The organism is Pseudomonas prosekii (assembly GCF_900105155.1).
GTDB classification, from domain to species: domain Bacteria; phylum Pseudomonadota; class Gammaproteobacteria; order Pseudomonadales; family Pseudomonadaceae; genus Aquipseudomonas; species Aquipseudomonas prosekii.
This window is the reverse complement of sequence record NZ_LT629762.1, coordinates 2,100,246-2,112,335: the sequence shown is the minus strand read 5'-3', so window position 1 is coordinate 2,112,335 and position 12,090 is coordinate 2,100,246. Positions and strand designations below refer to the sequence as shown.

Genomic DNA, 12,090 nt, shown 5'->3' with positions numbered 1-12,090 from the left:
CAGTCGTATTCAGGAGCCCTGTGCAATGACGCGCACTTCTAAAATAATCACCTGGACCCTTTCCTCCCTGGTCGTGCTGTTGGCGATCCTGGTTTTGGTCATCGTGTTCTTCGATTGGAACCGGATCAAACCGCCGCTCAACGCCAAAGTTTCCGAAGAGCTGCACCGACCGTTTGCCATCAACGGCAACCTCGCGGTGGTGTGGCGCCGTGAACTCGATGAGGCCGGCTGGCGCTCATGGGTGCCGTGGCCGCACGTGGTTGCCGAGGAGTTGAGCCTGGGCAACCCGGACTGGTCGAAACAGCCGCAGATGGTCACGCTCAAGCGCGTCGAACTGCGCATCTCGCCGCTGGCCCTGCTGGCGCAGCGCGTGGTCATCCCGCGCATCGACCTCACCGAACCCAACGCCGAGCTGCAACGCCTGGCCGATGGCCGCGCGAACTGGACGTTCAAATTCGACCCGAAAGACCCGAACGCCGAGCCTTCGAATTGGGTGGTCGACATCGGCGCCATCGGTTTCGACAAGGGCCACGTCACCCTCGACGACCAGAGTTTGAAAACCCAGCTCGACGTGTTGATCGATCCGCTGGGCAAGCCTATTCCGTTCAGTGACATCGTCGGTGACAAAGCCGCGAAAACTGCGGTGGAAAAGGGCGCAGCGCCGCAGGACTACGCGTTTGCGATCAAGGTCAAAGGCCAGTATCACCAGCAGAAACTCACCGGCGAAGGCAAGATCGGCGGTTTGCTCGCCTTGCAGGACGCGGCCAAGCCGTTTCCGCTGCAAGCGAAAGCGCAGATCGCCGACACCCGTGTCGAGCTCGCGGGCACGCTGACTGATCCGCTCAACCTGGGTGCTTTGGACCTGCGGCTGAAACTCGCCGGCAGCAGCCTGGCCAATCTGTACCCGCTGACCGGCGTGACGCTGCCGGATTCGCCGCCGTATGCCACCGACGGCCACTTGATTGCCAAGCTGCATGACGCGAACGGCGCGCAGTTCCGCTATGAAGGCTTCAACGGCAAGATCGGCGACAGCGATATTCATGGCGATCTGGCGTATGTCGCCAGCAAGCCTCGGCCGAAACTCAGCGGCGCGCTGGTTTCCAATCAACTGTTGTTCGCCGATCTGGCGCCGCTGATTGGTGCCGATTCCAACGCCAAGCAAAAGGCCCGTGGCGGCGAGAGCAAGCAGCCGACGGGCAAAGTGTTGCCGGTCGAGGAGTTCAAAACCGAGCGCTGGCGCGATATGGACGCCGATGTCGAATTCACCGGCAAGCGCATCGTCCACAGCGAGAAACTGCCGTTCAATGACCTCTATACCCACGTGGTGTTGACTGACGGCGTGCTCAGCCTCGAACCGCTGCGCTTCGGCGTCGCCGGCGGCAAACTGGATGCGCAGATTCGCCTGAATGGCCGCACCGAACCGTTGGAGGGCCAGGCAAAACTGACGGCGCGGGGCTTCAAGCTCAAGGAGCTGTTCCCGACCTTTGAACCGATGAAAACCAGTTTCGGTGAGCTGAATGGCGACGCCAACATTGCCGGGCGCGGCAACTCGGTCGCCGCATTGTTGGGCAGCTCCAACGGCAAACTGAAAATGTTGATCAATGACGGCGCGATCAGCCGTGAGTTGATGGAACTGGCGGGGCTTAACGTCGGCAACTACGTGGTCGGCAAGATCTTTGGCGACAAGGAAGTGAAGATCAACTGCGCTGCGGCGGACTTTGATATCAAGACCGGCCTGGCGACCACGCAGTTGTTCGTCTTCGATACCGAGAACGCGATTATCTACATCGACGGCAACGCCAACATGGCCACCGAGCAACTGGACCTGACGGTGACGCCGGAATCGAAAGGCTGGCGTTTGATATCGCTGCGTTCGCCGCTGTACGTGCGCGGCAAATTCATCAAGCCGGACGCCGGCGTCAAAGCCGTGCCGCTGATGTTGCGCGGGGCGGGGATGGTTGCGTTGGGCGTGATTGCTGCACCGGCGGCAGGCTTGCTGGCACTGGTCGCACCGAGTGGCGGCGAACCGAACCAGTGCGAGCCACTGCTGCAGCAGATGAAAGCAGGCAAGGCACCGGTGACCGTCAAACCGAGCAAGTAACCCGGATAAATCGTTCTCACGCTCAGCGTGGGAACGTTCATTCTGCGGCGCTCATGAAAACGCCTTCGCGGGCAAGCCTCGCTCCTACAGGTATCGTGTTGACCCTGTAGGAGCGAGGCTTGCCCGCGAAGGCGATCTATCAGGTATTACAGGTCGTTCAGAATGTCCGCCATGTCATCGGCGTGCTCTTCTTCCTGGGCCAGGATGTCTTCGAAGATGCGCCGGGTGGTCGGGTCTTTCTCGCCGATGTACTGGATGATTTCGCGGTAGCTGTCGATGGCGATTCGCTCGGCGACCAGGTCTTCGTAGACCATTTCCTTCAGAGTATTGCCCGCCACGTATTGGGCGTGGGAATTCTTCGACAGCAGGTCGGGGTTGAACTCAGGCTCGCCACCCAGTTGCACGATGCGCTCGGCCAGACGGTCGGCGTGTTCGGCTTCCTGATTGGCGTGTTCGAGGAATTCCTCGGCAGCCACGTGCGCTTTCACGCCGTTGGCCATGAAGTAGTGGCGCTTGTAGCGCAACACGCAGACCAGTTCGGTGGCCAGCGATTCGTTGAGCAGGCGCAGCACTTCCTCGCGGTCGGCGCTGTAGCCCTCGGTCACCGCACCGTTTTCGACGTTCTGGCGGGCCCGCTGGCGCAGGGTGTTTTTATCAGACAACTGCATGTCGCTCATCTCGATCTCCTGGAGGCTAATCCGGTTTGCGTCACGCCTCTCGGGGACGTGATCGCTACTTAAGATGGGAGTAACACGCGCTGCAGAAAGTTTTATGAAATTGGTCCAGCGGTCAACATTTGTTGACTTGGGTTACGAGCAACGCGCTGTACCCGGCGCCGAAAGTGCTCTCGGTCGGGTAGATCGTGGCCGGGTTGAAACTGGGCAGATGGCCTAGACTGCGCGATCACGCTGGCGATGCCTGGCTGAGGTCTTGCATCGGCTCTGGCGTCATCTCACCGATCACAAGGATGTCCGCCCATGTCGCCCATGTCGCAAGATTGCGCAACGCGTTACCCGTTGGTGCTGGTCCCGGGAATGCTCGGGTTTATCCGTCTGGTGCTGTATCCGTACTGGTACGGGATCATCGCGGCGCTGCGCCGTGGTGGTGCGGTGGTGATTGCGGTGCAGGTGTCGCCGCTCAATTCCAGCGAGGTGCGAGGCGAGCAGTTGCTGGCGCGGATTGAGCAGATTTTGCGTGAGACCGGGGCGCAGAAGGTCAACCTGATCGGCCATAGCCAAGGCTCGTTGACGGCTCGTTATGCGGCTGCGCAACGTCCGGATCTGGTGGCTTCCGTTACGTCAGTCGCCGGACCGAATCACGGCTCGGAATTGGCTGATTATCTGCAAAAACATTACCCGGCCGACAGTGCCAAAGGCCGTTTGCTTGGCGTGCTGCTGCGGGTGATTGGCGCGGTGATGGGGCTGCTGGACACTGGTTATCGCGGGCCGAAGTTGCCGGTGGATATTCCCGCCTCGCACCATTCGCTGACGACCGAAGGGGTGGCGCTGTTCAATCAGCGTTATCCACAAGGGTTGCCAGATACTTGGGGCGGGCAGGGGCCGGAAGAGGTCAACGGCGTGCGATATTACTCGTGGTCCGGGACCTTGCAGCCGGGCAAAACCGATCGCGGCGGCAATCTGTTTGACGGGACCAATCGCAGTTGCCGGTTATTCGCCAAAACCTTCGTGCGCGAAGCGGGGCACTGCGACGGAATGGTCGGGCGCTACAGCTCGCACCTCGGCACGGTGATTGGCGACGACTTCCCGATGGATCACTTCGACATCGTCAACCAGTCGCTGGGCCTGGTCGGCAAAGGCGCGCAGCCGCTGCGGCTGTTTGTGGAGCACGCCGCGCGGTTGAAGGCGGCAGGGGTGTAGACCGCGTCATCGTTCTTCGCGGGCAAGCCTTGCTCCTACAGGATTTCGGTGAACTCCTGTGGGAGTGAGCCTGCTCGCGATGGCGTCAGGTCAGGCAACGCGAGTCCAGACCGCGTCATCGTTCTTCGCGGGCAAGCCTTGCTCCTACAGGATTTCGGGGATTCCTGTGGGAGCGAGCTTGCTCGCGATGACGTCAGGTCAGGCAACGCGAATCCAGACCGCGTCATCGTTCTTCGCGGGCAAGCCTTGCTCCTACAGGATTTCGGTGAACTCCTGTGGGAGTGAGCCTGCTCGCGATGACGTCAGGTCAGGCGACGCGAATCCTGCGGCCCAGCACCGTCGTCCAGCGCTCGGAAAGTATCACTCCGCCCAGCGTCAACATCCCGCCCACCAGGTGATACATCGCCAATTGTTCATGCAAAACCACCGCCGCAATCAGCGCGGTGATGATTGGCAGCAGGTTGAAAAACAGTGTGGTCCGGCTCGGGCCGAGGCGCGCCACGGCTTGCATCCACACCAGCGGCGCGACCATCGACGCCAGCAGGCACGCGTACAGCACCAGCGGAATGTTTTGCGCGGTCAGGCCGATTTTCGGCGACACCGCGAACAGCGGAAACAGCACAATCACCGCCACCCACACCTGCATGTACAGCAACACCAGCGGCGGCAGGCGCAGCTGCCATTTTTTCAGCAGCGTGTTGTAAATCGCGTAAGCCAGCGTCGCGATCAACATCATCGCGTCGCCCAGATTTACCCCGTGTTCGAGCAATACGCCGAGGCTGCCGGACGACACCACCACCAGCACCCCGGCGAACGACAGCACCGCCCCGGCCAACGCGCCGGCGGTCAGGCGTTGGCCGAGGCTGATGATCGCCATGGTCAGCGACATCAAAGGCATCAGCGACAGGATGATGCCCATGTTGGTCGCCGAAGTCCGGGTCGCGGCAAAGTAGGCCAGGCTCTGATAAACCGCCATGCCGAGCACGCCGAGGACAAAGATTTTGCCGAGGTTGGCGCGGATCTTCGGCCAGTGCGCGATCACCGGTTTGAGCATGAAAGGGGTGAACAGCAATCCGGCCAGCAGCCAGCGATAGAAACCAATCTCGGCCGGGAATATCGCCCCGGCCGACATTTTTGTGATCACGGTATTGCCGGCCCAGATGAAAATGGCCAGCAAGGGATAAGCGTATTGCATCGCAAACAACCAGAACGTTAATGAAGCGCAATTATCCGCTTGTCTGGATGCACGCCTATACTTCGATCCAGACAACCTGCCCCTGATGACGGACAGCATGAGCCGCAAACACATCGATCTGCTGGATTTCTACGAATTACCGGCGCCGGTGTACTTCCGCTACGCCGACTTCGACACCCACGAATACGCCTCGGCGCACCGCCATCCGTGGGGCACGCTGGAGTATTCGTCGAGCGGCGTGCTGCACATGGAAATCGGCAGCAGCCGTTTCATGTCGCCGCCGCAATACGCGGTTTGGGTGCCGCCGCACACCGAGCACAGCTTCTACAGCAACCAGCCGATCAACTACCGCGCGGTGTGCCTGGCGCCGTCGCTGTGCCGGGAGTTGCCGCAGCAGGCGTGCACACTGGCGATCAGCGACATTCTCAAGGCAATCCTCAAGGACTTCGCCGCCCGCGATGTGAAGATTCCCGAGCAGGACGCCGACGTTCGTCTCGCCCAAGTGCTGGTGGATCAACTACAGCAGGCGCCCGAGCATGCCTGTTATTTGCCGTACGCCAGCAGTCCGGGGCTGCTCGGGATCCTCGAAGCGTTGCAGGCCGAGCCTGGGGACAACCGGCCATTGGCCGAGTGGGCGGCGCAGATTCACGTCAGCGAGCGCACCTTGGCGCGCCAGTTTGTCCGCGAATTGGGCATGAGTTTCGGCGAATGGCGCCTGCGCCTGCGCTTTCTCGCGGCGATCGAAGCGCTGGGCAGTGCTCGCAGCATTCAGGAAATCGCCTTCGACCTGGGCTACAGCAGTGGTTCGGCATTTATCGCGATGTTTCAGCGCCAGGCCGGGTGCACGCCGGAGCAATATCGACGCAGCCATCTTGACGGCAGGAAGGTGTAACAGGCGTTGTCTACACTCAGGGCGAGGCCGCATCCATCGGTGCGGCAACAAGGAGAAAACTCCATGAAGATGTTGCGTGTCCCTTTGTTGATGATCGGTTTGCTGCTCTGTTCCCAAGGCTTCGCCGCCACCGCCCAGCAGAACAAAATGACCACCTGCAATGCCGACGCTACTGCGAAAAGTCTCAAGGGCGATGAGCGCAAGGCCTACATGAGCACCTGCCTGAAAGCGGCGCCAGCGGCCAATGACGGAAAAGTCCTGACGCCGCAGCAAGAGAAAATGAAAACCTGCAACGCCGACGCCAAGACCAAAGCGCTCACGGGCGATGCGCGCAAAACCTTCATGAGTGATTGTTTGAAGAAAAAGTAAGCCATCGGCGAGGAAATGTGGGGGCTGTAAGTGCCCCATCGCGAGCAAGCTCGCTCCCACAGGGGGCTGTGTTCACAGGGCGGATGTTTTTGAAGGTGCTCCCGCACGGGGCTTTGTTCACAGGTCCAATGTGGGAGCGAGCTTGCTCGCGATGGGGCCAGTAGGCTCGGCAACAAAAGCCATCAGTCCTCTCACCAGGTCCGCCCTGCACATTTCCTAGTGCTGATCCCGGAACGCTGGCAGACTGCCGGTCCTTTTACGCCGTTCGTTTTGAGGCTGTATGCCAACGTTTTCTCAACGCCAAGTCCTGCTGTTCATCAGTTGGATCATCATTTTCGGTGGGTTGCTGCTGGTGCTGCCGTTGCGCTTGCTGCCAAGCCTGCTGGCCGGTTTGCTGGTATTTGAACTGGTCAACATGCTCACCCCGCAATTGCAGCGCCTGATCGAAGGTCGCCGCGCGCGATGGCTGGCGGTGGCGTTGCTCGGCACTTTAGTGGTCAGCGTGCTGGCACTGATCTTCGCTGGCGCGATCAGCTTCCTGCTGCACGAAGCGGAAAACCCCGGCGCCTCCCTCGACAAATTCATGCACGTGGTCGACCGCGCACGCGGGCAACTGCCGCCGTTCATCGACGCCTACCTGCCGGCCAGTGCTGCGGAATTTCGCGTGGCCATCGGCGCGTGGATGAGCAAACACCTCAGCGACCTGCAACTGGTCGGCAAAGACGCCGCGCACATGTTCGTGACATTGCTGATCGGCATGGTGCTGGGCGCGATCATCGCGTTGCAGCGGGTGCCGGACGTGACCAAACGCAAACCGCTGGCGGCCGCGTTGTTCGACCGATTGCACCTGCTGGTCCAGGCCTTTCGCAACATCGTTTTTGCGCAGATCAAGATTTCCTTGCTCAACACCTTTTTCACCGGGATCTTCTTGGCGGTGATCCTGCCGATGTTCGGCATTAAGTTGCCGCTGACCAAAACCCTGATCGTGCTGACCTTCCTGCTCGGCTTGTTGCCGGTGATCGGCAACCTGATGTCGAACACCCTGATCACCATCGTCGGTTTGTCACTGTCGATCTGGGTCGCCGTGGCGGCGCTGGGTTATCTGATTTTTATCCACAAGCTCGAATACTTCCTCAACGCGCGCATCGTCGGCGGGCAGATCAGTGCCAAGTCTTGGGAGTTGCTGCTGGCAATGCTGGTGTTCGAGGCCGCATTCGGCCTGCCGGGAGTGGTGGCGGGGCCGATTTATTATGCGTACCTGAAGAGCGAGCTGAAGCTGGTGGGGATGGTTTGATTCGCTGTTGATCCTATCGTGGCGAGGGGGCTTGCCCCCGTTGGGCTGCGTAGCAGCCCCCTGATCTCATCGGATCAACCGCACTCACCGATTTTGCGGCTGCTGCGCACCCTAACGGGGGCAAGCCCCCTCGCCACAGGGGCCTGTGTCAGTCCATCGAGCCGTAGCGCTTCATCGCTTCGATCGCCAAACCGCTGCCGATGCTGCCGAAGATGTTCCCTTCAACATGCCGCGCGTTTGGCAGCATCGCCGAGACGCTGTTGCGCAGCGCCGGAATGCCGCTCGAACCGCCGGTGAAGAACACCGTATCAACCTGATCAACCCGCACGTTGGCGTCGTTCAACAGTTGCGTGACGCTGTTGCGCACGCGCTCCAGCAGATTGTTGATGGCGGATTCGAACAGCGCGCGGGTCAGTTCCACGCTCAGGCCCGGTTCGATGCGGTCCAGCGGCACGTGGCGGCTGTCGGCGTGGGTCAGCTGAATCTTGGTTTCTTCGACTTCCATCGCCAGCCAGTGCCCGGCACGCTGGTCGATCAGCTTGAACAGGCGATCGATGCCGCCCGTGTCCTCGATGTCGTAGCGCATGCTGCCCAGCGCCAACGTCGATTTCTGCGAATACACCGAGTTGATGGTGTGCCACGTCGCCAGGTTCATGTGGTGACTGGTCGGCATATAAGCGCCGCTTTTCATGCGGCTGCCGTAGCCGAACAGCGGCATCAGGCCTTGCAGGCTCAATTGCTTGTCGAAATCGGTCCCGCCGATGTGCACGCCGCCGGTGGCGAGGATGTCGTCGTGGCGGTTGTCGTGCATGCGCCGCTCCGGCGACAGACGCACCAGCGAGAAGTCAGACGTACCACCGCCGATGTCGACGATCAGCACCAGCTCTTCTTTTTCGATGGTCGACTCGTAGTCGAACGCAGCGGCAATCGGCTCGTACTGGAACGAAACATCCTTGAAACCGATGGCGCGGGCGACATCGACCAAAGTGTTTTCAGCTTCCTGGTCGGCCAGTTCATCGTCATCGACGAAAAATACCGGACGCCCCAACACCACTTCCTCGAACTCGCGACCAGCGGCGGTCTCGGCGCGTTTCTTCAACTGGCCGATAAACAACCCGAGCAGGTCCTTGAACGGCATCGCCGTGCCGAGAACGCTGGTGTCGTGTTTGATCAGCTTGGAACCCAGCAGGCTCTTGAGCGAGCGCATCAGCCGGCCTTCGTAGCCTTCCAGGTACTCGTGCAGCGCCAGTCGGCCGTACACCGGGCGGCGTTCTTCGATGTTGAAAAAGACCACCGAGGGCAGGGTGATCTTGTCGTCCTCCAGCGCGATCAGCGTTTCCATGCCGGGGCGCAGCCAGCCGACGGTGGAGTTGGACGTGCCGAAGTCGATGCCGCAGGCACGGGCTGGGGATGCGTTTTTCATGTCTTTCGAGTTCCGGTTAAAAAACGGCCGCGCAGTGTATGCCAGTGCGGCGAAGATTCGAAGGCCGACTATCCGCTAAATCAACATCAATAGCGCCTTGATAAGCGGGGCGCATGCCCCAAACTTGTCTGCATTGGCCCTGGCAGCCCCGGGACGGTCAAAAGAACCGCCCACCGCTGCCGATAAACTTCTGATGCGCAGCCCGGTCACAACCTTGAGATCGGTCAACCCAGCGGCGAGTTATACGTGCATGCTTGGGGTTCGCGGCGCGATTTTGATAACGGATGGTGATCCTCAGATGGACTTCAAAGACTATTACAAGATTCTCGGTGTGGAGCCGACCGCGGACGATAAGGCGATCAAAGCCGCCTATCGCAAGCTCGCGCGCAAATACCACCCCGACGTCAGCAAGGAAAAAGACGCCGAGGAAAAGTTCAAGGACGCCTCGGAAGCTTATGAAGCGCTGAAAAGTGCCGACAAGCGCGCCGAATATGACGACTTGCGCAAATATGGCCAGCACGGCCAGCCGTTCCAGGGGCCCCCAGGTTGGCAGAACCGTGGCGGCGCTGGTTTTGGTGGTGGTCAGGACACGGGCGATTTTTCGGACTTCTTCAGTTCGATCTTCGGCAACCGTGGTCCCGGTTTTGGTGGTGGACAGTCGGGCCGCAGCGCCGGACGTCGAGGGCAAGACGTGGAAATGGAACTCGCAGTATTTCTCGAAGAGACACTTTCGAACGAATCGAAGAAGGTCACGTTCCAGGTCCCGCAATACAACGCGGCCGGCCAGCACGTCAGCAACACCACAAAAAGCCTTAACGTAAAAATCCCCGCCGGCGTGACCGACGGCGAGCGCATTCGCCTCAAGGGTCAGGGCGCGCCGGGCATCGGTGGCGGCGCCAATGGCGACCTGTTCCTGATCATCCGTTTCGCGCCGCACCCGAAATTTGATGTCGAGGGTGAAAACCTCATCATCACCTTGCCGCTGGCGCCGTGGGAACTGGCGTTGGGCGCCGAAGTGGCGGTGCCGACGCTGACGGGCAAGATCAACCTGAAAGTCCCGGCCGGCAGCCAGAATGGCCAGCGCATGCGCGCCAAGGGCCACGGTTTGCTGAACAAGAAGGGCGAGCGCGGTTTCCTTTTCGTGCAGCTCAAGGCTGTGATGCCGAAAGCGTCGGACGACGAAACCAAGGCGTTGTGGCAAGAGTTGGCGAAGAAAGCCGCGTTCGATCCGAGAGAAAATTTCTGATCCGCTAGAACCTGGAGATACTGACGATGAGCAGTCCCCTGATCGTTCAACTGGACATGGCAGAATTCTGTGAGGCGACCGAATTGTCGGACGTCTACGTGATCGAGATCGTCGAACACGGCATCCTCGAACCTCAGGGCTCCGCGCCCAAGGATTGGCGTTTCAACGATTACGAACTGGCCCTGGCCAAACGCGCGGCCAAGCTGCGGCATGATCTGGAGCTGGAGTGGGAAGGCGTCGCGCTGGCGCTGGACCTGCTGGAAGAAGTCCAGCAGCTGCGCGCGGAGAACCGCATGTTGAAACAGCGGTTGGGCCGGTTGGTGGTTGAGTAACAGCCCGAATATCGGGATGTTTGTTCAATCGCCATCGCGAGCAAGCTCGCTCCCACAGGGTTTTGCGGTGGTCATGAAACCCTGCGGTTCTGCTGACCACCGAGATCCCTGTGGGAGCGAGCTTGCTCGCGATGAAGATGGCGCAGCGCTAAAGGTGACGCAGCTCTAAAGGTGACGCAGCTCTAAAGGTGACGTAGCTCTAAAGGAGGTGCGGCTCTAAAGGTCAAACCCCGCGCGGCAGCACCACGGTAAACAACGTCCCATCCTGCGCATTGGAACTGACTTCAATCGTCCCGCCATGCGCGCGGACTACTTCCTTGACGATAAACAACCCCAAACCGAGGCTGGTCGACGGCTGCCCGAGTGTTTCGTCAACGCTGCGCACCAGCGGGTCGAAAATCGTCGCAATCGCCTCTGGCGGGATCGGCACGCCAAAGTTATGCACGGTCAGGCGCACGTCCTCGCCTTCGCCCATCAGTTCCACGGTAACGTCGCGCTTGTTCGAGCCATGCTGCAAGGCATTACCGATCAGATTCTGCAGCAGTTGATTGATCCTCCCGCCATCCCACGACCCTCGCGTATCACCCTTAACCGTGATCGACGGATCGCATTCCGGGTTGCCGGCGCAGGCCTGGGCAATGGCCTCGTGCGCCGCATCGGCAAGGTCCATCGGCGCGGGTTCGATTGGCAGCGTCTTGCCCAGCCGACTGCGCACCAGTTCAAGCAGATCGCTGACCATCGCCGCCATGTGCAGCGTGCCGCGCTTGATGTGCTTCACACTCGTCAGCGCCGCGCCGTCCAGATCGGTTTTGCGCAGAAGCATTTCGGTGGACATGCTCACCGCTTGCAACGGCGCGCGCAGGTCGTGGCCGAGGATCGCCAGGAACATATCGCGCGAATGGTTGACCTGCCCGGCATAAGCGGCGGTCGATTCGGCCAGCGCCTCGTCTATCGCTTCATTGAAACGGATCATGTCCTGGAAGTAGGCCAGGTCCGGCGTCTTCAGGCTCTCGACCCACAGCCGAATGACGCAGGCGCGCAAGTGGCGAAACTCGGCCGTCATCTGCACCAGGTCAAACCCGACGATATGGCGCAATTCGCCATGGCTGGCAGCGGCCTCGATCAGTTTCGGGGATTTGTCAGGGCCATCGCCCTTGGCCTTCGCGGCCTGCTCTGCGGCAGTCTGCGCGGTGTTCATGTCCCGTGCGGCAGCCAGCAGGATGGCACGGGCGTGATCGCGCAAAGTGATGCGATCCAGATTGTCGTCAGGCGTGAGCTCGCGGGCGAACTCCTCCCATTCATCGACGACCCGATCAACCTCTACCACGATGAATTCGCTTAAACGCATAAACCAGAACCCC

Annotated in this window: 11 protein-coding genes; 7 read left to right on the top strand and 4 right to left on the bottom strand. The window is 60.4% G+C overall.

The window, feature by feature from the left end; translation table 11 throughout:
• Positions 1-25: 25 nt before the first annotated feature.
• The gene (locus BLU01_RS09675) at positions 26-2,101 is read left to right on the top strand and encodes an AsmA family protein (protein ID WP_092274006.1); all 2,076 of its coding nucleotides are present in this window, start codon (positions 26-28) and stop codon (positions 2,099-2,101) included.
• A 146-nt stretch (positions 2,102-2,247) separates the two neighbouring features.
• Here the strand turns inward: BLU01_RS09675 and BLU01_RS09670 are convergent, their stop codons facing one another.
• Positions 2,248-2,778, bottom strand: a complete 531-nt coding sequence (locus BLU01_RS09670) for a ferritin-like domain-containing protein (RefSeq protein WP_092274003.1) — start codon at positions 2,776-2,778, stop codon at positions 2,248-2,250.
• Positions 2,779-3,087: 309 nt separating this feature from the next.
• Here BLU01_RS09670 and BLU01_RS09665 point away from each other — a divergent pair, with 309 nt between their 5' ends.
• Positions 3,088-3,978 (top strand): esterase/lipase family protein, encoded by an 891-nt coding sequence (locus tag BLU01_RS09665; RefSeq protein WP_092281550.1) that lies wholly within the window; start codon positions 3,088-3,090, stop codon positions 3,976-3,978.
• A 307-nt stretch (positions 3,979-4,285) separates the two neighbouring features.
• On the opposite strand, the gene BLU01_RS09655 is transcribed toward BLU01_RS09665, so the two are convergent.
• On the bottom strand, positions 4,286-5,173 hold the full coding sequence (locus BLU01_RS09655; RefSeq protein WP_092273997.1) for a DMT family transporter: 888 nt from the start codon (positions 5,171-5,173) through the stop codon (positions 4,286-4,288).
• Between the two features lie 97 nt (positions 5,174-5,270).
• On the opposite strand from BLU01_RS09655, the gene BLU01_RS09650 reads away from it, so the two are divergent.
• The 3 genes from BLU01_RS09650 (at position 5,271) to BLU01_RS09640 (ending at position 7,728) form a co-directional block, all read left to right on the top strand.
• Positions 5,271-6,065: an AraC family transcriptional regulator gene (locus BLU01_RS09650; RefSeq protein ID WP_178076581.1), complete on the top strand. Its 795-nt coding sequence runs from the start codon at positions 5,271-5,273 to the stop codon at positions 6,063-6,065.
• A gap of 63 nt (positions 6,066-6,128) precedes the next feature.
• Entirely contained in the window at positions 6,129-6,434 is a 306-nt protein-coding gene (locus BLU01_RS09645) for a PsiF family protein (protein ID WP_092273991.1), read from the top strand.
• A gap of 280 nt (positions 6,435-6,714) precedes the next feature.
• Positions 6,715-7,728: an AI-2E family transporter gene (locus tag BLU01_RS09640; protein WP_092273988.1), complete on the top strand. Its 1,014-nt coding sequence runs from the start codon at positions 6,715-6,717 to the stop codon at positions 7,726-7,728.
• A 148-nt stretch (positions 7,729-7,876) separates the two neighbouring features.
• On the opposite strand, the gene BLU01_RS09635 is transcribed toward BLU01_RS09640, so the two are convergent.
• Entirely contained in the window at positions 7,877-9,151 is a 1,275-nt protein-coding gene (locus BLU01_RS09635; protein ID WP_092273985.1) for an Hsp70 family protein, read from the bottom strand.
• Positions 9,152-9,449: 298 nt separating this feature from the next.
• Here BLU01_RS09635 and BLU01_RS09630 point away from each other — a divergent pair, with 298 nt between their 5' ends.
• Entirely contained in the window at positions 9,450-10,397 is a 948-nt protein-coding gene (locus BLU01_RS09630; protein WP_092273982.1) for a DnaJ C-terminal domain-containing protein, read from the top strand.
• Between the two features lie 26 nt (positions 10,398-10,423).
• Positions 10,424-10,729 (top strand): chaperone modulator CbpM, encoded by a 306-nt coding sequence (locus BLU01_RS09625; protein WP_092273979.1) that lies wholly within the window; start codon positions 10,424-10,426, stop codon positions 10,727-10,729.
• A gap of 223 nt (positions 10,730-10,952) precedes the next feature.
• Here BLU01_RS09625 and BLU01_RS09620 read toward each other — a convergent pair whose 3' ends face one another.
• Entirely contained in the window at positions 10,953-12,077 is a 1,125-nt protein-coding gene (locus BLU01_RS09620; protein ID WP_092281548.1) for a sensor histidine kinase, read from the bottom strand.
• Between the last annotated feature and the right edge of the window lie 13 nt (positions 12,078-12,090).